Source organism: Streptomyces sp. NTD91, assembly GCF_059510455.1.
This window is the reverse complement of sequence record NZ_JCAJZW010000041.1, coordinates 53,704-73,052: the sequence shown is the minus strand read 5'-3', so window position 1 is coordinate 73,052 and position 19,349 is coordinate 53,704. Positions and strand designations below refer to the sequence as shown.

Below are 19,349 nucleotides of genomic sequence, written 5' to 3'. Positions count from 1 at the left end.
TAGTTGGGCGATCGCGGGAACTTGCGCAAGCCCTGGCATCCTCGTGCTCGGCCTGACGAGCATTCACGAGGCCATGGTCGACATGTCCGACGGGCACGTGGACAACGACAAACTCGTCGCAGGCATGTTCACGGAAATAAAGACCCACAAACAGAGCGACGGTGCCGGTGAGCGTTGAGTCCAAAGCCCGCCACATCCTCCTCGACATGGGCCTGTGGTGGCCCGAGGCCGACCCCGACAAGCTGCGGGACGCGGCGAAAGCATGGCGTGCCTTCGCCGACTCGGTGGATGACGTCCGTTCCCCGGTGCACCGCAGCGCGTCCGGGATCATCCACAACAACACGGGTGAGTCGATCGAGGCGTTCCACAAGTTCTGGGACCGCTATGCCAAGGGCAAGGATGGCGGCTGGCTGAGCGACCTCGCGAAGTCCTCGCGGGACATGGCCAACGCCTTGGACAAGTTCGCCGGCGCCATCGACGACGCGATCAACAAGCTGTGGACGCGGATAGCCATCGACGCGGTCGTGATCGCGGGTGGAATCACGCTGGCCGTGCTCACCGCGGGCATCGCTTCCGGTGCGGCGGCGGCCGCAGCGGACGCGGTCATCGAGTTCGGCGCCACGATAGGCGTCGGGGTCTCCGCCGTGGTGGCCGATATCATCGGAGGTGCCTTCGCCGGCGTTGCGTTCGGCGGGGTCGAGTCGGTCACCATCGACGCCGCTGTGGCCCAGCCGCTGCAGATGGTGGCCGGTCTGCAGCACGGCTTCAGCCTGGACGAGGTTAACCAGGCCGCCAAGGACGGCATGATCTTCGGCGGCGTGCTCGGAGCGGGCGACGGCCTGCTGACGGCGAGCATGGAAGGCGGCCTCGCGGACACTCCGACGCTGCTGCGACCACCGTCGCTCCGCCCCGACCTTGTCGATCTGGGCCCGGCAGCCCGCAACGCCGACCGCATCCCGTGTGTGGGCGAGCCGATCGACGTGGCGACCGGCTCGATGCTGATGACCCAGACGGACCTGACCCTGCCGGGCAGTCTGCCGCTTCAGTTCACCCGCACCCACCTCTCTTCCTACCGGGGCGGCGTCTGCTTCGGCCCGACCTGGATATCCACCCTCGACGAGTGCCTCCAGATCGACGGCGAGGGCGTCGTCTTCGCGGCGGCGGACGGCATGCGCCTGGTGTACCCGGTGCCGGAGCCGGGCGTGCCGACGATGCCGGTGAAGGGCGCCCGCTGGCCGCTCGAGTGGGACGGCAAGCCGGACGGCGCGATGACGGTCACCGACCCGACGACGGGCGTGACCCGGACCTTCGCCGCACCCGTTCCCTCCCCGTCCTTCGGCGTCTTCCACCTGGCCCTCGACTCCTGGAGTGACCGCAACGGCAACCGCATCGACGTCGAACGCGACGACGACGGTGTCCCGTTCGGCATCCGCCACTCCGGCGGCTACTACGTCGCCGTCGACACCCAGGGCCCCCGCATCACGGCCCTGCGTCTCCTGGACGAGCCGCCATCGCGTTACCGCCCGGGCACCGCACCCGACGAGGGCACGGTCGTGATGCGCTACGGCTACGACGGTTCCGGCAACCTGACCGAGGTCATCAACTCCAGCGACGAGCCTCTCCGTTTCACTTACGACGTCGAGGGCCGGGTCACCCGCTGGACCGACCGCAACGGCACCTGGTTCGGCTACGTCTACGACGAGCGCGGCCGGGTCGTCCGCACCGAGGGCGTCGACGGCATCCTCTCCGGCACCCTGACCTACGACGACACCGCCCGCACAACGACATACACGGACTCGCAGGGCCACGTCTCCGTCCACCGGTACAACGCCGACGGCCTCGTGGTGGAGGAGACGGACGCGCTCGGGCATGTGACGCGCACCGAGTGGGACGAATACGGAGCCCAGCCGGTCGCCGTGACGGACCCACTGGGGCACACCACGCGGTACACCTACGACGGCTCGGGCCATCTCACCGGCCTCACCCTCGCCGACGGCTCGCTCGCCCAGGCTTCCTACAACGCGCTCGGCCTGCCGACCGAGGTGGTCGAGCCGGGTGGCGCGATGTGGCACCACATGTACGACGAGCGGGGCAACCTGCTCAGGACCGTGGATCCGACCGGCGCCGAGACGCGGTACACGAACGACGAGGCGGGACGCCCAACCGCCATCACCAACGCACTCGGTCACACCCGTACGGTGGCCTACGACGCTGCGGGCCTGCCCATCTCCCTCACTGATGAACTGAGTCACACGACAACAATCCGCCGGAACGCGTTCGGGCGGGTGATTGAGGTGACCGACCCTCTGGGTCACACCACGCGCCTGGGCTGGACAACGGAGGGTAAGCCCTCCTGGCAGGAACGGCCCGACGGTACCCGCGAGTCGTGGACGTGGGATGCCGAGGGCAACCTGCTCAGCTACACGGATGCAGCGGGCAACACCACCCACCACACGGCGACCCACTTCGACGTCCCGGCCACCCGGACGGACCCGGACGGCGCCCACTACGCGTTCTCGTACGACACGGAACTGCGCCTGACAGGTGTTACCAACCCGCAGGGCCGGACCTGGTCGTACACCTACGACGAAGCCGGCCGCTTGACGGCCGAGACGGACTTCAACGGCCGCACGCTGACGTACACGCACGACGGCACGGGCCGACTTGTCTCACGTACCAACGGGGCCGGGGAGACGCTGAGCTTCGTCCGGGACGCGGCGGGCCGCGTCGTGGAGCAGCGCACCAGCACAGGTGAGACGACAACCTTCGAATACGGAGCAGACGGACTGCTCGCTCGGGCGGTCAACCGAGACGCCGAAGTGGTCCTCTCCCGGGATGCTCTCGGGCGTACTCTCAGCGAGACGGTCGACGATCGCGTCACGGCTTACACCTACGATCCGTTGGGCCGCTGTATCCGCCGCGAGGCTCCGTCCGGACTGGTCTCGCTGTGGACGTACGACGCGGCAGGGCGCCCCCTGGAGCTTCGCTCGGAGGCCGGCACCCTGGCCTTCACTCACGATGCCGCCGGACACGAGACGGAGCGCCGTCTCGGTACAGATGTCCTGCTGAGCCAGACGTGGGACGCGGTCGGCCGCCTGACGCTCCAATCCGTCACCGCAGGTTCGGCCGATGCGCAGAACTTGCTTCAGCACCGCGCCTATGCCTACCGCAGCGACGGCTATCTGACGGAGATCCGCGAGCTCACCACGGGTACCCGCCGGTTCGATCTGGACGCGACGGGCCGCGTCACGGGCGTACGCGCCCATGGCTGGAACGAGACATACGCCTACGATCAGGTCGGCAATCTGGTGCAGGCGTCGGCACCCGGTCACGGCTCCGCCGGGGAGCGCGAATTCGACGGCACTCTCGTCCGTCGTGCCGACCGCAACACCTACCAGCACGACGCCCAGGGACGCCTGGTCCGCAGGACCCGTAAGTTGCTCAACGGGCAGACGCGGACCTGGACGTACGCCTGGACCGCTGAGGACCGCCTGGTCGAGGTCGCCACGCCGGACGGCGAACGGTGGAGGTACGCGTACGACCCGTTCGGGCGCCGCCTGTGCAAGTACCGCCTGGCGGAAGACGGAACGCAGGCCGATCGCGTCGACTTCTCCTGGGACGACACCAGGCTGGCGGAACAGACCGGCCCGGACGGCAAGGTGACCACCTGGGACTACGAGCCCGGCACCCACCGGCCGATCGCCCAGACCGATCACCGGCGATCAGCCGTCGGACGCGACGCCTCGTTCCTCGCCCGACTGGCCGAGGAGTCGTCACCCGGCCACGCGGCCGTCTTCCAAGTGGTCGTGTCGGATGCCGTCGGCATGCCCACCGAGCTGGTCACCGCCGAGGGCGAGACGACATGGCAGAGCCGGACCACTCTGTGGGGCACCACCCTCGCCGGCCCGGTCGAGCCCTCCGCCGCCGACTGCCCGCTGCGGTTCCCGGGCCAGTACGCCGACACCGAGACCGGCCTGCACTACAACTACTTCCGCTACTACGACGCCGAGACAGCCTGCTACCTCAGCCAGGACCCCCTGGGCCTGAAGCCGGCCCCCAACCCTTCGGCGTACGTCCGCCATCCCGGCACCTGGTCGGACCCGCTGGGTCTGTACGGCTGTGAGCTGGAAGACCTCGGAGGCGGCTGGTACCGCTCGCCCGAAGGATTGGACTACGGTCCGGGTTCGGCCGAGGGTCACCGCATCACTCACGTCATGCAGCACACCCGGGAGAACCCCGCGAAGCCCGCTCACGGTGTCTTCGACACGGGCAACAAGGGCGTGCTGGAAACTGTCGACGAGGCATGGAGCCGGCGCGCCATGGCAGTGTCGGTCAACCAGCAGGGCGCTCGAACCACCTACATCATCCCCATGGCCCGGCAGGTGGGTTACAACGCCGGGGAGGAATATATTTCGATCACAGTCGAGCACGGCAACGAAGTGATCACGGCCTTCCCGAGGAGCTGGAACTGATGGACAAGGTCGCCTGCGCGCACTGCGGCCAGGACTGGGTGCGCTGTTACGAGCGCAAGGACACGGGCCAGAGGTTCTTCCTCTGCCCCGAGTGCGAGTCCGTCTGGGACCTGGAGGACGACCTTCACGAGGACACAGACATGTATCTGAGCGAGTACCTTCTAACCGGGGACCCCGCAAAGGACTGGGAGATCATCACTCCGTGCGGCTGAAAAAACCGATGATCCGTCGCTTCGGGGGATCCTGAACCGGATCACCGCCTTCTACTCGGTCGGTGATTGGGACGTCCTCCGTGGAACACAGCCGATTCTGCCAGGCACGTCCCAGGCCAGGGCCTGGCGCTCACCTCGCCTGGTAGCAGGCATGGGCTCCTCGTTGCCCGCGAGACCTGAGGACGGGGAATGGTGGCGAAGGGCAGAAGAACGGCGTACACCATGGCCATATGTCATCCGTGCCAGTGCCATGTGCGCTGTGGCACACCTCACGCGTCCCTATGCTCCATGGGTCTCTCCGTGATCTGCCGGGTGCTGTCTCGGTGGGAACGGAATGGAAGCCGCCCGGGAGCCGGACTCCGATGTCGGCTCCCAAACGGCTCCCAAACCGCCCTGCACAACCACTCAGGGGCCCGACCCGCTGAACGGGTCAGGCCCCTGACCTGGTACTTCACTGTCGGGGTGGCGGGATTTGAACCCACGACCTCTTCGTCCCGAATGAGGTTCGAACAAGATCGACACCTGCGCGTGTGGGTAAACGTGCAGGTCAAAGCCTTGGTCTGGGTTGGTGCGGCGTGGGCTCGCGTGGTCTCTAGGGGAAGATCATCTCCCAGATTTCTCCCAAGGGGGTGGTGTGGCGGAGCGCCTGCCGAGTTTGTATGACGCGTTGCGTCGGCGAATTTGCGCTTGGTCGGTCGGGCAGTGCCCCTGGCATGGTGGTGTTCCGCCCGGAAGCCCCCACGGACACAGATCGCCCCGCCTATGGATGGAGGCGCCGGGTGCGGGTGTCTTGTGGAGAGCCGGGCGATCTCCTGGCAGCAGGAGATCGTGTACTGCGGCTCAACGGACCCTGCCGACATGATCGCGGCGTCCCAGTACTATGTTGCGCCATCGTTCCCGGGTCTGTTGTTCCCCGTCGATCCACCGTGCTCGTTCGGTGTTCGGGGGGAGTGGGAGGTCGCCCATGAAGTGCGCGATTTCGACGTAGTAGGCGTAGTAGCCGTTTTGCGTGAGCCCGCGCAAGCGGTCGATGTCAGCCGCGAGGTTGTCCTGGGCACCAAGGACCGCGTGGTGGAAGCACAGGGCCAGTTGCAGTTTGGCCGCGGCGTAGGAGATGCCGGAGACGCCGATTTCTGCGAGCTGGACGGCCGCCCGGTCGGGCAGGTCTACGGCGAATCCTGCGTCGCGCACGAGTGTGGCGATGTGAGCGGTCATCTCGTTGGAGCGCAGACTCAAGGGTGACAGCAGCCGGTCCGCGAGGTCGAGTTCGTCATCGGCCCGAAGCGGGTCGACGAAGGATACGGCGAAGGCGAGATGGGCCTGGGCAACAGCAGTCTCGCCGACCACACCGTGTTCCTCGGCCTCACTCCGGGCCGCCAGATACGCGGCTGCCGCCCGCTCCATGTCTCCCTGCACCCACCAGACGTCCCCCAGCACCCGATGGTGCCGCCCAGCCCAGCCCAGCCTCCCGGCGGCCTCCACCACCGCTGGGAAATCTCCGGACACTCGGCTCAGGTGCGCCAGACCCCGTCGAGCGGCGGAAGCGAGCCGACCGCCGGCGGACGCGACACGCTGCATGCCGCGGCGGGAATCGTCGGTCAACCCGAGGTCCCGCTGAGCCTTCGCCTGGTAATACGTGGCCAGTTCGACCAGTTCATCAGGGAGCAACCCCGATGCGAGGACGGCGGAGAGCCGACTGACTGTGCGTTCACGGTGTTCGTGCTGGCGCCGGGCGATGGCACTGAGCGTTTCCACCAGGGCATCCGCAGCAGTTCGCACGCCCCCCGACGACGCGGCGTCGGCGGCGGGGAGCACCAGCGGTTCCCAGATCGAGTCCCCTACGTACTGGAATGCCGCATCGCCGAGCCAGCCGAGATCGAGATGGAAGTCCCGTGCGAGGAGCAGCCCTTGTTGGAGGCATCCGACCAGGACGGCGCGGTCGCGTCGCAGGTCCTGGCGCCACTGCGATTCCAGAGCCTGGAAGGCGCGTTGGGCCGCGCGCTGCCAGTCGTGCTCCGACCAGCGGTCGTCACTGGCGTCGTCCGTGTTGCGAATGGCGGCGCGGATGAGGTCGTGGACATGGAAGGGCCACACACCGGAGGCGGACTCCCGGATGAAGGGGCGCTCGGTCAACCGCAGGGCAGGCGCCTCGTGCTGCATGCCGGCGGCCTGGGTGGCCAGGGGCACGGAGAACGCGCTCAGCAGGCTGACCGAGCGGAGTACGTGGCGTTCCTCGGCGGTCAGATCTCTGAGAGTACGGGCGATCAGGGCGGGAAAGTCGTGGTCGAAATCCGTGACCTCCGGCTGTCTGCCGCTGCGCCGAAGCTCCAGGTACCGCATGACCGACAGGTCCAGATACAGAGGAAGCCCGTGGGAGCGCTCGGCGATGATCCGGCGGACCGGTTCCTCGATCAGCGGCTGCCCGTTGCGGCTGAGCCTGCGGGACAGGTAGTCCTCGCAGTCTTCCGGGGAGAAGTCGCCGATCAGGATGTGGCCGCCGGATACCCCTGACCGGGTATGGGGCGTGTCGGAGACGAGCCCGGGCCACGCATTCGGACCGATCCAGTCGAGTTGCCCTTCCAAGCTGCTCTCTGCCCACTGGAGGCGGTTGCGTCCGGTGACGACGAAGAACGCGTTGGGCATCAGCCACACGATGCGCTGGAGCAGGCGCTCGAAGTCACGGTGGGTGCGGTCGCCTGTGTCCTCGAAGGTGTCCATGAGGATCACAGGCAGTGCGCTCTTGTCGGCTGGGAGTTGGGCCAGGTCCCAGGCGAGCAGGTGTGGGTAGAAGCTGAGGGTTTCCAGGTCGGGCTCGGCTTCCAGCAGGTCGGCCAGGCGGGAGCAGCCGGCGAGGGCGCGTACGGACTGGCGCCGCTCGCGTAACGCCTTGATGAGTGCCCCGCCCCCGTGCCCGAGAGCGCTGCCGACGGTGCCGGGCAGGAGCAGGGCCTGAGCGACGTCGCTGAGGGCGGACTGCATCTGCTGCGGTAGGGCGGCAGCGGCGCTGAAGCGGCTCAGCAGCCCGCCCCTGCGCAGGTAGTCCTCGATCGGTTCACCTGGGTGGTTGTGCTCCCAGTAGCGGCGCAGAGCGAGGTCGAAGGCGGGCATCGGCCGACCGAGCGTGGCGACGGCAAGGCGGATGGTGAGGATGACCCGTTCGAAGTCCATGCCCGCGGCGTGCGCGAGGTCGATGCGGACCGGAAGGATCCGTTCCTCGTGGGATGACGCTTCCCACTGCACTGGGCGGTGCTCACTGTGGGCGAGCGACGCCTCGATCTTGCGGGAGAGCGTTGACTTGCCGATCCCGCCCACACCGTGGAACATGATGATGTTGGTGCGGGGGCTTTCCAAGTCCTCCACGTCGAAGTCAGAACTGGCCATACGCTGTATGTGATCTGCGAGGCCGGCCGTCACCGCCTGCCACTGCGCCTGCCGGTTCGTGAACGCCTCACTGGCGGCGATACTCCGGTCGTTTGAACTGAACAGCGTTCGAAGGTCCCGTCCCGTCACCGCTCCCCCTGACGATCAACTGGAGCCAATTTATGCGGCCTTGAGGCTGACCTGGCAAGCCCGCAATCACGACGCCGAAGTAGGCGCAGCGCACGGGTGGGTTGGACGGTCTGGTCCTCTCGCTGACCACGAAGGGCTGACCTCCGACGAGATCGTCGCCGCATCTTGCTGAGTCGTACGGCATGGAGACCTCGGAGTAGACGGTCTCCCCGAGCAGGGACAAGGCTTGGGACTCCATGGCCTAGTGGCGGGCCAGGCCGCTCCATCCGCTCTATCCGGTGGAGTTCATTGATGCCGTGCACGCGAAGATCCGCGACGCTGAGAGGTTCGTCACGGAGAATGGCATCCTCGCCATCCATCTTGCTCACCTGGCGCTCCGGGACATCGGTGCCTCGTTGCGGCTCGGCGCGGTGAACGGCTCAGAGGCAGCGACACGTCGGTATCGGGAGCGGTGGAGGGAGACCTGCGAGCAGAAGCGAGGACGGCCGAAAAACGTCGGTGTGGGGACAGGGCGGGCGCGGAGGCCCCGCGTCGGTACCCTGGAGCGCATGTCTACTGCCCCGGTTCGCGTTCGTTTCGCCCCGTCCCCGACCGGCATGTTCCATGTCGGCGGTGCACGGTCCGCTCTCTACAACTGGGCGGTGGCGCGACAGTCCGGCGGCAGGTTCGTCCTGCGGATCGAGGACACCGACGCGGCCCGGAACAAGCCGGAGTGGACCGAGGGCATCATCAGCGCGCTCGCGGCGATCGGCATCCATGGCGAGGACCCGGCCTTCGAGGGGCCGTACTTCCAGTCGCACAACGCCGACCGGCACCGGGAAGCGGCTCAGCAGCTCTTCGCGGCCGGCCGGGCGTACTACTGCGACTGCACCCGGGAGCAGCTGAAGGAGCGCACGGGGTCGGAGCACCTCGGGTACGACGGGTTCTGCCGGGACCGGGGGCTGGCCTTCGAGGAGGGGCGGGCGCTGCGGTTCCGGACGCCGGACGAGGGTGAGACCGTCGTGGTCGACCTGGTCCGCGGGGAGCCGGCGTTCCCGAACAGCGCGATCGAGGACTTCGTGATCGCCCGCGGCGACGGGTCACCGGTGTTCCTGATCGCCAACGTCGTGGACGACCTGGATGAGGGAATCACGCAGGTCATCCGAGGCGAGGAGCACCTGTCGAACACCCCGAAACAGCAGCTGCTGTGGGAGGCGCTCGGTGCCAAGCCTCCCGTGTGGGCGCATCTGCCGGTGATCGTGAACGAGAAGCGGCAGAAGCTGTCCAAGCGCCGGGACAAGGTGGCTCTGGAGGACTACCTCGCCGAGGGCTTCCTGCCCGAGGCGATGGTGAACTACCTCATGCTGCTCGGCTGGGGCCCGGGTGACGACCGGGAGATCGCGCGGTACGAGGAGCTGGAGCAGCTCTTCCGGATCGAGGACGTCAACACTGCGCCGGCCTTCTTCGACGTGAAGAAGCTGACGGCCTTCAACGGCGAGTACATCCGCGCCCTGTCGCCGGAGCAGTTCGCCGCCGCCTGCGCGCCGTGGCTCGTGGCCCCGTACGCGCCGTGGCGGCCGGAGGCGTTCGACAAGGACGTCTTCGAGGCGGCGGCTTCCCTGGCCCAGACCCGGCTGGCGCTGCTTTCCGAGATCACCAGCTATGTGGACTTCCTGTTCCTCGACGAGCCGGTCGAGGACGAGGCGTCGTGGAACAAGGCGATGAAGGCAGGTGCCGACGACATCCTGTCGGACGCCCGCGCCGAGCTGGCCGGCGTCGCGGACTGGAAGGCGGACGACCTGAAGGCCGTCCTGCTCGCCATCGGAGAGAAGCACGGGCTGAAGCTGGGCAAGGCCCAGGCGCCCATCCGGGTCGCGGTCACCGGCCGGACGATCGGACTCCCGCTGTTCGAGTCCATGGAGCTGCTCGGCCGGGACTGCGTGCTGGCCCGTCTGGACGCCGCCAGCAAGAAGCTGGCCGCGCAGGCTTAGCCGCTGGTCAGGCGACCTGCGCCAGGAGGTTGCCCCAGCCCCACCGAACTCAGGCTGTTGCTATGCGGGACCCACGACCTCGCCGACTGCGCGGCCGATGCGTTCACGGATTTCGTTTCCCGGCACGTACGCGAGGGCCTGATCCAAGCACTCGGCAGCGGCAGCGAACTGGACCGCCTGCTGGCGCAGGTGAGCGTCGAGGAAGGGTGCGACGGCGCCTGTGGCGCTGCGCCGTGCTTTCCGTACGTAAATCACGGTGAGGGAGAAGGCCCAGCAGGCGTGAAGGAAGCCGTAGACGGGACGAGGAGTTCCCCGCCAGGGGGAGAAGAAGGTGACGTCGGCGGGGAGGCTCACGTCGTACGCGGCCAGGGCGTCGTTGAGCCAGTTGTGGGCGGCCTCGTGGATCAGGTCACGGGCCAGGACCTCGGGGTGGGCGGTGTAGTCGGTGAAGACGGTGCCCGGGAGGCGGGTGAGGGCCCAGCTGTGGAGGGTCTCGTCGAGTCGGCGACGTTTGAGCAGGCAGACGACGGGGGCGTGCTGGGTGATCAGGGCCCCGAAGCCGTGCTCGGTCGCGGAGGCGATCGCGGCACGAACGAGGCCAAGGGCCTCGGGTGGAGCAGGGTTGGTGTCGGGGCCGATGAGGTAATACGCGGTTTCGGAGATCTCTGAGCGGAGCAGGTCTGCGGGACACGGGCTGAGCACGAGGTGTGGGCCGGCCGACAGGTGGGTCAGGTCTCGTACCGTCGTACGGCGGTACCAGGCGAGGCGGTCCCCGTGCCGGGCGCGCGCCGCGTGTTCGGCGCCTTCGAGTAGGTGGTGGCCCACGGCGTAGTCGAGGGCGGATGAGCCGAGGCGGTTGCCGAGTACGGAGGCGATACGGCTGGTCTGTAGGCGCTGGTGGTCGGTGATGCCATCGAGGGCGACCGGGGCTTCCGGGGAGAGAGCGCTCATCTGGGGCTCCGGGGGTGGAACGGGGCCGGACCGGGACGGGCCCGGCCCCGTGGCGGGTCAGGACTCGGTGGTGGGCTCAGCGGCGTCGTGCTGCACCGTGGTGGCCAGCCAGGTCTCGGTGGCCGCGTTGGAGGTGTGCGCGGTGGTGCGCACGGGGTCGCTGTCGCGCAGGGAGGCGACCGCCTCCAGGAACTCGTCGAACGTCTTGTCTTCTGCCACTGCTCGCTGTCTCCTCTGGGTCGGGGCCGTGAGTCGGGGGGAGGGCGCTGCGGGGCGGGCCGCGGGGGCCGGTCATGGCGGCGAAGCTTCCTACTCGGAGACGAGGAGCGTGAGGAACTTGCGAACGCGGCCAGCGCGGACAGGTTCGGTGCCGTGGACGAGCTGGCTGCCGAAGACCACGAGCGTGCCGGGAGCGGGTGCGATGCTCCATCGGGTGCGGGGCATGGTGCGGAACCAGCGGGAGGACATGTCCGTCCCGTCGTGTGCGAAACGCATCCCCTGGGCGTAACCCGCCTCGGTCGGCGCCTCGTCGGCGGTCCAGACGGCGTCGCTGCCCGTGGTCTCCACGTAGAACGCGCCGCCGGTGTCGTGGATGTCCGTGAGCGTGACCGTCGCGGCGGCGATCTGGCGGGGACGGGTGAGGGGATCGGGGGCGATACCGTCGGCATGCGCGGTGATGTATTGGCCGGCCCCGTATTCGAGGTAGATCCACGGCCGGTGGCCGGTGACCGACGGCAGCGTGCGCGTGATCGCGGCCATGTGGAGCTTCAGGGCCTGGTCGAGGAGGGCGGTCGCCTCGTACGGGATCTCGGTCATCTCGATCCGGCCGGCCGGCTCGTAGACGTCCTGCGCCTCGGCGGGGGAGTGACCGGGGATCTCGTGAATGGTGGTGCGGCGGGCCGTGCCGTACCAGTCGCGCCCGAGGGAGCCGAGTGTGTCGTCCATGACGAGGTTGAGTCGCTCGATCTCGTCCGGCTTGAGGAAGCCCTCCACAGTACGGATGGACAGAGTCTCGGCGATGTGGATCATTGCCCGCCTCCGCACGCGCAGGAGGTGGAGGGCGGGGCAGAGGCGGCTTCGGCCAGGGCCACCGTGAGTACGTGCACCGCTTGGGCGAGGTCCTCGAAGTACTCGGCCGACGTGGTGCCGGCAGCGGGCACGAGATAGAGGTCGAGCGTCGGATACACCCGGCCGGTGGTGCGGCACGTGAGTTCGCTGCGACCGAGGACCAGCGAACACGCCCCGGGCAGGGAGGACTCGGCTCGGCTGGCGGCATGGCACAGGCGCGCCGCTGTACGCGCGTACTCGGCGCGGTCGCGCGGCAGGATGCCGACCGAGAGGAACCGGGGCTCGGCTCCGTGGAGGTCGGCGTAGGCGTGGCCCTGGCAGCTGTCATAGGTGACGGTGTTCCAGCCTGAGGTGAGCGCGTCGACGACCGGGCGGATGCCGGGCTCGATGCCCTCGTACCACTGGGGATGGTGGGGGTCGAGATCGTCTGCCTCGTGCACGCCAGGGAGGCCGACCGTGTTGATGTTCCCGTTGGCACTGACCTGGAGACGCGCGGGCGAGCGGGGGGCGGTGGGGTCGTCCCAGCGAGCCAGGAAGGCGGTGACGTGGTGCATGTTGTTGGGGCGGACGGGACGCCAGCGCAACCGGGAGCATGCGGCACCGGGCGGAAGGTCTGGCTGGGCGAGGAGGGCGGCGACGCCGTCGATCAGGCGCATGCGGTGGTCGCAGTACGCGTCTTCGTCGCCTGCGGCGGCGAAGCGGACCCGGACCGCCGGGCAGCCTGCGCCGCAGGTGTCGCGGTAGTCGCAGGTCGTGCACTTCGTGACCAGGGAGCGTGCCTGCTGGAGCAAGGCAGAGCCGCCCTGGGCGCTGGCCACGTCCGCCTCGGTGTGGACGTCGCCGAGGGAGGCGAGGCCGGCCTGCGGCCAGGGCAGCTCGTCACAGCTTCCCAGGCGGTCATCGGGATAGAGGGTGAGGACATGGTCGCACTTCAAATCGGAGAAGTGACAGGAACGGGTCCCCAGACCCTTCAGGCGGCGGATGACGGACACGACGGGCTCCAGCTTGACGCGGCGGAACACGCCGTCGGCGACCCAGTGGTGGGCGGCCTCCAACACGAAGTCGGCGTATTGACGAGGCGTGACGGCCCAGGCCGGGCCGGTGGGGCCGATGGCCCTTCGCTGGAGTGCCCGACTGGTCGGCGCACGAGATCCGACCACTGAGGTCGACTGGGTGACCGCCGCGTCGAAGCACGGCACAAGGCTGACCGTCGTCACGGCGGGAAAGGATGCGAGGTGCTCCATGACCTCGGAGGCCCGGCCGAGGACGTACGGGGTGACGGCGCAGATGACGCCGACGCGGCGTTCCCGACGGCCGAGGAGCTTCATGGCTTCGACCACTCGCGGGTAGGTGGGGCGGCCGTCGTAGCCCACTCGCCACGAGTTCCCCAGCGCGTCCCCGTCGAGGGAGATGCCGATCTCCAGTTCCGGGTAGTGCCGCTCGAACAGGTCCAGCCAGGAGTCGTCGAGTTGGAGGCCGTTGGTCTGGAGGCTCACGCGGATGACGTTCGGCTGTGTGGCGAGCGCGTCCAGGATCTCCGCGATCCGTTCCCGGCCGGCGGTCAGGGGCTCGCCGCCGTGGAGTTCGACGCTGAGGGGACGCCCGGAGAAGATCGAACCGAGGCGGTGGACCTGTGTCGCGCTGATCCGGGCGCCGCCCGGTGACTCCTTGCGCTTCTCGAAGCAGTACAGGCAGTCGATGTCGCAGGTCTCCCCGCGGAGCTTGAGGATGACGGAGACGGCCGTGTCCGGCCCGGTGCTCGACAGCGGGGCGTAGAGACTCTCCAGGTCGATGGGGGCGGTGCGGGTGACGGGCATCAGAGGACTCCTGAGGAGGAGAGGCGTGGTCTACGCGCCATCGGTGGAGACCGTGGACAGCCACCCGAGAAGCTGTCCGCCGGTGATGGGGATGTGGACGTCGCCGCGGCGCAGGAACCACCCGTCGGCGTACCGCTGGGGTAGCCAGCCGGCGTCAGGGGCAACCAGGTTGGGAGGTTTCTGCAGCGGGTCGTCGACGGGCCAGCAGCCCAGGAGCGCTCTGGCCACGCGTCGCTGAACGGGGCGGAACCACTCCCACGTCTCTGTGTGGGCCGGCTCGATCGGCGGATCGAACGGAGCGCCGGCAAGCAGCGGCAGCCACTTGTCGCCCAGGACCGGATGACCAGCCGCCGCGCACTCGAGCGCGGTGACGCAGGTCTCCAGCTTCCGGCACACGACGCGGGCGGGTTCGGCCAGGCCGTCTTCGACGAGGCCGGTCAGGTCCTCGGCGAGGCTCGCCGCGACCTCCGCTTGGTCGGCGACCGACCAGCGTCGGTAGCCCTGGCGCTCCCCGGCATCGAGCACCGGGTCCCAGCGTCCGGAGCCGTACGAGAGAGCGGTGCGCAGACACATGAGGTCGTGCATCGAGGCGCGTACTCGGCGGAACGATCCGAGGTCATCGCGGCGGACGTCGAAGGAGCGGAGCAGGTGTCGGAGTTCCTCCGCCTGCTGCGGCGCCGCCGCCTGGAGGTCGACACGGACGCCGTCCACGATGCGCGACTCCCACACCGGAGGGTCGCCGTACACGATGGCGCGCAGGTCGATGTCGCTGGCCGCGTGGGCGAAGCCGCAAGCGAGCGCTCCCTCCAGCCAGACCTCACGAGCCAGGCCGGAGACGAGCAGCTCCCGGGCGACTCCGTCAGCGATCTCCCGGCGCAGCTGTGCTGATGGGTTCACCGGCGGCCTCCTTCGATGAGGATCTCGTCGTCGGCGGTGATCTCCCTGAGGAGATCGACGGCCCATCGGTCGAGCGTTCCGCGCACGTCGGACCGCTGGGCGCCGATGTGGGGCGAGGCCAGGAGGTTGAGCGGCACCGTGGAGCCGGTGAGGAGCGGTAGGTGCTCCCGCTCGACCGGGTCGAGTGCGAGGCCCGAGAGTCCGCCGTCCGCCAACGCCCGCAGACAGGCGGCGACATCGAGAGTCTCCAGCCGCCCGGCGCAGATCAGCAGGGGCTGCTGCGGAGCGACGCGTGCCAGGAATTCCTCGCTGATGAATTGCCGGGTCGTGGCACGCAGTGGCAGGGCGACCACGTGCACCTGCGACTGCTCCATGAGCGCCGCTTGCGACACCACCCGCAGACCGGGGGGATTCGACGGCCATGCGGCGTAGGCCGTGCGTGCCACACGTGGGGCGAGGGCCCGGCCGGCGGCCAGCCCCACCGGGCCCGCGCCCCAGACGCCCGCGGCCAGGGTGCCGAGTGAGACACCCATGCACGCCTCCTTCTCGTGGCGGCCGAGCATGAGCGCGTGCTGACCCAGGGGAATCCGCCGGGCCAGGGCGAGGGCAGCGGCGAGGACCCACTCGCCCACAGCGGCTGCGCCGGCGTCGGCGTTGCGGTGCAGCGTGATCCCACGACGCTGGAGGGCGCTCACGTCGATGTGGTCGATGCCGGAGCCGGTCCGTACGACGTGCCGCAGGCGAGGCAGTGCGTCGAGCTCCCGCTTGCCGAGTCGGACACCGGAACGCAGGACGACCACGGCCGCGTCGGCTGGCAGAGGCCAGTTCAGGTCCAGCAAATCGTGCACGGGGACGGCTGGCAGCGCGCGGCGGATCGCACCCGCATCCGCCGCTCCGCGCACCACGAGGACTGCGCTCATCCGAGGGACCCCGGCTTCTCGTACCGGCCGAAGGCCAGATCACCCTCGCCCACGACGACGGTCACGGGCGACGGCGCGCCGAAGTACGCGTCGCAGGCGCGCTTCACCCCGGGGAGCCCGTCCCAGGCTCGTGGATTGACCGCCGTGTCCGCGTAGTCGTCGACGAGCAGCACCCCCGTCGCCACCAGGCGGGTGACGCAGTGCGTGAGTCCCGTGAGGGTCGAGTCGTAGAAGTCGCCGTCCAGGTAGGCGAACGCGATCTCGTCGGGCAGCTCCTTGGGAAGGGTCTCGTCGAACCACCCCGGATGGATGACCGGCGCCGACTTGCCCCAGGCCGCGTGCGTGGCGCGCACGTCGTCCGGGGATGACCGGAGCTCGCCCGCCGCCAGGTGGTCCGAGTCCTCGGCGCCGGGCGCGGGCATGCCCTGGAAGGAGTCGTAGACGTGGATCTGGCGCTCGCGGTCGCCCAGCGAGTCGAGCACGCTACGGATCCAGAGGGCCATCGCGCCCCTGTAGCAGCCGAGTTCGACCACGGCGCCCGGCACGCCGCGGGCGGACATGTCGGCGAGCTCGGCGGCGATCACGTGGAGCCGGTCGGCACAGACCGTCCCTGAGTGCTCCCGCAGTAGCCACTCCTGCAGATCCTTCAGCGTTGGATCCATGAAGGTCACCACCTGTCCACGAAGGGGTCGGCGAGCTTCCCGCTCAACGCCGCCGACAGCGGGCGGTTGATCCGGGGCAGCAGGTACACGTCGCCCAGACGTTCCAGCGGAACCCACTCGAAGCCCACCTGGATGGGGTCCGGCGGTTCCGGCATGCGCGGCTCGGCGTCGTCCACCTGCTCGGCGAGGAAGTTGAACTGAACCTTCTGTACGTCCCCGAACTCGCCCTGCCACGACTCGGGGACGTACTCGACGACGCACAGCAGACGCCGGGCCACGACATGCAGGCCGGTCTCCTGCGCGACCTTGCGGTTCACGGCCTGGCGGAGGTCCTCGCCGACCTGGGCCTTGCCGCCCGGGAGGTTGTAGTGGAACCCGGCCTCGTCGTCGTATGACAGGAGCAGGATGGCGCCGTCGTGCACGATTGCCGCCTTCACGGAGATACTGATCCGAGGCAGCTCGGGCGTCAGAGGCACGACAGCGCCTCCGGTTCGCCGACGCGCATCAGGTCGCCGACCTCCGCGAGGGACCCCGCGACGGTGGAGCGGAAACTCCCTCCGCGCCGGAACTGAAGGGCGGCGGTGCGCATACCCGCGAGGGCGGCACGGCTGAGTTGGTTCGCGTAGATGCAGAGGCGGAAGCCGGCCTCGCCGAGCTTGGCGGCGCTCAGGTCGGGGAACGCCGTGGGCACGCTGACCAGCGGTACGCCGTGGTTCCACGCGCGTCCGATGGCCCGCGCCTGGTCACCGGTGGCGTCCTTGGAGTGGATGAGGATCGCATCCGCTCCGGCGTCGGCGTACGCCTCGGCGCGGGCGATCGCCGTGGTCATGTCCTCGCCGGCGATCAGGGCCTCGGTGCGGGCCACGACCACGAGGCCGTCACCGGCGGTCTTCCGTATGCGCCCCACCTGCTCGCACAGCAGGTCCCGGTCGGCGAGGCCCTGGGCACGGTGGGCCGCGAAGCTGTTGCACTTGGGGTACGCGCTGTCCTCGACACACACTGCCGCGGCTCCGGCGCGCATCAGGTCGTACGCGAACCGCTCCGCCGTGCGCCCCGAGCCGCCCGCGTTGTCGATGTCCACGATGACAGGCAGTTCGGTGACACGGCCGAGCGAGGCGACCACGTCGGACAGGTCCCGGGGGCCCAGAACGTTGGCGTCCGGCAGCCCGGAGGCCGCGGACACCTCCAGACCGCTCACCCACAGGGCGTCGAAGCCCGCCTCCGCCGCGACGTGCGCGGCGAGCGCGTTCACCGCACCGATCGCCAGGAGCGGGTGCTTCCGCTCGCTGTCGTCGAGGGCCTCGCGCAGACGCCTCGCCTTCGTGCCGTCAGTCACAGGTCTCTCCTCCTTCCGCGTGGGCGCCGATGGGCGGTACCAGCTGTCGATCGCGCAGTACGTCCCAGGCGGCGAGCAGCACCTCGGACCGGGGGCGGCGGGCATCCAGGCGGACCACGTCGCCGAGGAGCGGGAACTGGTCGGGCTTCGTGACCACGGCCTCATAGGTCTCCCGAACCCGGCTCTGGACGTCGTGCACGTCCCAGTCGGCTCGGACGGCGTCTCCCTGGCGGGCCTGCGCCCGGCTCATCGAGGCGTCGGTCTCCAGGTCCAGGACGAGCGTGAGATCGGGGGCCACGGTGAGGTGCGCGGCCAGCGTCTCGTACGTCTCCGACGCCCTCATGCGGTGCTTCACGGCGAAGAAGGCCAGCTCGCTGAGCAGCCAGCGATCCGCGATCACGGGCCGGGCCGGTCGCTGAGGGAGCACGAGGCGATCCAGCGTGGCCCGCTTGTCCGCCGCGATCGCGGACAGGTAGGCGTCACGGTTCCCGGCGTTCGGCTGGTACTTGCCGGTGACGATGGCGGCGGCCTGGTCGGCCGCGAGGAAGTTGGTGGTGAGCACGCACAGCGGGGTGACGCCGTAGAGCCCCTCCCAGAGCCGGAACAGGCCCTTGCGTAGCGTCGTCTTGCCGGTGCCGTCGAGCCCCTCGATGACGATGAACGGATAGCGGTGTTTCATTCGACCTGCCCTGCCCCCGTGCCGCCGGCGTACTTGGTGAAGCGGCCCCGCCAGCGGGCCGCGGTGGATACCAGGTCCACCAGCCGCAGCTCCGCCAACTCGTCGATGAGGCGGGGCAGCTCGGGCTCGGCGCAGATGCCGGCCTCGATGGCCCGGCAGTACGCGGCGCGGAGGGCCGGGTCGTCGGCGGAGTCGCGCAGCGCTGTCTCCAGCACCCGCGTGGCCATGCCGTGGGCCACGACGCTCACGGCGGTGCCCAGGGCCTGCTCATGGACCGGGCTCGGGTGCGGCTCCAGCGTGAGGTGGTGCACCCCGCGGTGGCGGATGACCGCGAAGAAGCCCACCCACCACGCGGCGGCGCCGCTGACGGCGATCACAGCGTCGGACCAGGACGCCCCGGACTGCTCGACGAGGAGATTCTGGGCAGCGGTGTCGGCGGCGCGGTGAAGTTCCCCGCGCTGGTTCCGCGACTCCGTTCCGTGCCGCTGGGGCAGCTCCCACCAGAAGCCGAGCCCGGCGTCCCCCAGCAGCGCCATCGCGGACTCGCCGCTTGCTGGCAGCGGCGACGGGCGTCGGGCCAGCACGGAGACATCGGCGCCCGGCACGTCCGGCAGCGCCTTCTCCTCGGCGACAGCAGCCCGCCATTCGTCGAGATGAAGATGGAGCCGCTGGGTCAGCAGCCCGTCCGCCAGCGTCTGCCAGGCATGGGCGAGCGGCGGCGAACCGGGGGGCCGGGGTGGCAGGGTCAAGGAGGTCACAGGTCGGATCCTCACGTCCGGGGAGTCGCGGCACGCGGCTCCGGTCGGCGGTGCTCCACCACGATGGCCGCCACGAAGGCCCACGCCTATGAGTGTT

Annotated in this window: 15 protein-coding genes; 3 read left to right on the top strand and 12 right to left on the bottom strand. The window is 69.3% G+C overall.

Annotation, left to right across the window (positions count from 1 at the left end):
* Positions 1 to 167: 167 nt before the first annotated feature.
* Both AC5WRT_RS31085 and AC5WRT_RS31080 read left to right on the top strand, forming a co-directional pair.
* The gene (locus AC5WRT_RS31085; RefSeq protein WP_496095633.1) at positions 168 to 4,472 is read left to right on the top strand and encodes a DUF6531 domain-containing protein; all 4,305 of its coding nucleotides are present in this window, start codon (positions 168 to 170) and stop codon (positions 4,470 to 4,472) included.
* A complete protein-coding gene (locus AC5WRT_RS31080) occupies positions 4,472 to 4,684 on the top strand; it encodes a hypothetical protein (protein WP_351550857.1) in 213 nt (70 codons plus the stop codon). Before AC5WRT_RS31085 ends, AC5WRT_RS31080 begins: the two co-directional genes overlap by 1 nt.
* An 840-nt stretch (positions 4,685 to 5,524) precedes the next feature.
* Here AC5WRT_RS31080 and AC5WRT_RS31075 read toward each other — a convergent pair.
* Complete coding sequence (locus AC5WRT_RS31075; RefSeq protein ID WP_496095634.1) at positions 5,525 to 8,194, bottom strand: ATP/GTP-binding protein; 2,670 nt, start codon at positions 8,192 to 8,194, stop codon at positions 5,525 to 5,527.
* A gap of 596 nt (positions 8,195 to 8,790) precedes the next feature.
* Here AC5WRT_RS31075 and gltX point away from each other — a divergent pair.
* Positions 8,791 to 10,164: a glutamate--tRNA ligase gene (gltX, locus tag AC5WRT_RS31070; RefSeq protein ID WP_496095722.1), complete on the top strand. Its 1,374-nt coding sequence runs from the start codon at positions 8,791 to 8,793 to the stop codon at positions 10,162 to 10,164.
* A gap of 60 nt (positions 10,165 to 10,224) precedes the next feature.
* On the opposite strand, the gene AC5WRT_RS31065 is transcribed toward gltX, so the two are convergent.
* The 11 genes from AC5WRT_RS31065 to AC5WRT_RS31015 form a co-directional block, all read right to left on the bottom strand.
* Positions 10,225 to 11,115, bottom strand: coding sequence for an aKG-HExxH-type peptide beta-hydroxylase (locus tag AC5WRT_RS31065; protein ID WP_496095635.1), 891 nt, complete (start codon positions 11,113 to 11,115; stop codon positions 10,225 to 10,227).
* A gap of 57 nt (positions 11,116 to 11,172) precedes the next feature.
* Entirely contained in the window at positions 11,173 to 11,334 is a 162-nt protein-coding gene (locus AC5WRT_RS31060) for a hypothetical protein (RefSeq protein ID WP_158288253.1), read from the bottom strand.
* Positions 11,335 to 11,424: 90 nt separating this feature from the next.
* Positions 11,425 to 12,144 carry a 2OG-Fe(II) oxygenase gene (locus AC5WRT_RS31055; protein ID WP_496095636.1) on the bottom strand — a complete coding sequence of 240 codons (720 nt, stop codon included), beginning with the start codon at positions 12,142 to 12,144 and terminating at the stop codon, positions 11,425 to 11,427.
* Positions 12,141 to 14,000 (bottom strand): radical SAM protein, encoded by a 1,860-nt coding sequence (locus AC5WRT_RS31050; protein ID WP_496095637.1) that lies wholly within the window; start codon positions 13,998 to 14,000, stop codon positions 12,141 to 12,143. Before AC5WRT_RS31050 ends, AC5WRT_RS31055 begins: the two co-directional genes overlap by 4 nt.
* A 30-nt stretch (positions 14,001 to 14,030) precedes the next feature.
* Positions 14,031 to 14,897: a hypothetical protein gene (locus tag AC5WRT_RS31045; RefSeq protein ID WP_496095638.1), complete on the bottom strand. Its 867-nt coding sequence runs from the start codon at positions 14,895 to 14,897 to the stop codon at positions 14,031 to 14,033.
* Positions 14,894 to 15,817 carry an NAD(P)-dependent oxidoreductase gene (locus tag AC5WRT_RS31040; RefSeq protein ID WP_496095639.1) on the bottom strand — a complete coding sequence of 308 codons (924 nt, stop codon included), beginning with the start codon at positions 15,815 to 15,817 and terminating at the stop codon, positions 14,894 to 14,896. The genes AC5WRT_RS31045 and AC5WRT_RS31040 overlap by 4 nt, the downstream gene beginning before the upstream one ends.
* Positions 15,814 to 16,479, bottom strand: a complete 666-nt coding sequence (locus AC5WRT_RS31035; RefSeq protein WP_496095640.1) for a TylF/MycF/NovP-related O-methyltransferase — start codon at positions 16,477 to 16,479, stop codon at positions 15,814 to 15,816. Before AC5WRT_RS31035 ends, AC5WRT_RS31040 begins: the two co-directional genes overlap by 4 nt.
* 5 nt (positions 16,480 to 16,484) lie before the next feature.
* A complete protein-coding gene (locus tag AC5WRT_RS31030) occupies positions 16,485 to 16,916 on the bottom strand; it encodes an NUDIX domain-containing protein (RefSeq protein WP_496095641.1) in 432 nt (143 codons plus the stop codon).
* A gap of 29 nt (positions 16,917 to 16,945) precedes the next feature.
* On the bottom strand, positions 16,946 to 17,815 hold the full coding sequence (locus tag AC5WRT_RS31025) for an isocitrate lyase/phosphoenolpyruvate mutase family protein (protein ID WP_199239541.1): 870 nt from the start codon (positions 17,813 to 17,815) through the stop codon (positions 16,946 to 16,948).
* A complete protein-coding gene (locus AC5WRT_RS31020; RefSeq protein ID WP_496095642.1) occupies positions 17,808 to 18,494 on the bottom strand; it encodes a dTMP kinase in 687 nt (228 codons plus the stop codon). Before AC5WRT_RS31020 ends, AC5WRT_RS31025 begins: the two co-directional genes overlap by 8 nt.
* Positions 18,491 to 19,252: a hypothetical protein gene (locus AC5WRT_RS31015; RefSeq protein ID WP_199239540.1), complete on the bottom strand. Its 762-nt coding sequence runs from the start codon at positions 19,250 to 19,252 to the stop codon at positions 18,491 to 18,493. The genes AC5WRT_RS31020 and AC5WRT_RS31015 overlap by 4 nt, the downstream gene beginning before the upstream one ends.
* Between the last annotated feature and the right edge of the window lie 97 nt (positions 19,253 to 19,349).

What these genes read in the sequence shown, in the direction of transcription:
- AC5WRT_RS31080 (WP_351550857.1), top strand. Translation starts at nt 4,472, where the DNA reads ATGGACAAGGTCGCCTGCGCGCACTGCGGCCAGGACTGGGTGCGCTGT.
- gltX (WP_496095722.1), top strand. Translation starts at nt 8,791, where the DNA reads ATGTTCCATGTCGGCGGTGCACGGTCCGCTCTCTACAACTGGGCGGTG.
- AC5WRT_RS31065 (WP_496095635.1), bottom strand. Translation starts at nt 11,115, where the DNA reads ATGAGCGCTCTCTCCCCGGAAGCCCCGGTCGCCCTCGATGGCATCACC.
- AC5WRT_RS31055 (WP_496095636.1), bottom strand. Translation starts at nt 12,144, where the DNA reads ATGATCCACATCGCCGAGACTCTGTCCATCCGTACTGTGGAGGGCTTC.
- AC5WRT_RS31050 (WP_496095637.1), bottom strand. Translation starts at nt 14,000, where the DNA reads ATGCCCGTCACCCGCACCGCCCCCATCGACCTGGAGAGTCTCTACGCC.
- AC5WRT_RS31040 (WP_496095639.1), bottom strand. Translation starts at nt 15,817, where the DNA reads ATGAGCGCAGTCCTCGTGGTGCGCGGAGCGGCGGATGCGGGTGCGATC.
- AC5WRT_RS31035 (WP_496095640.1), bottom strand. Translation starts at nt 16,479, where the DNA reads ATGGATCCAACGCTGAAGGATCTGCAGGAGTGGCTACTGCGGGAGCAC.
- AC5WRT_RS31020 (WP_496095642.1), bottom strand. Translation starts at nt 18,494, where the DNA reads ATGAAACACCGCTATCCGTTCATCGTCATCGAGGGGCTCGACGGCACC.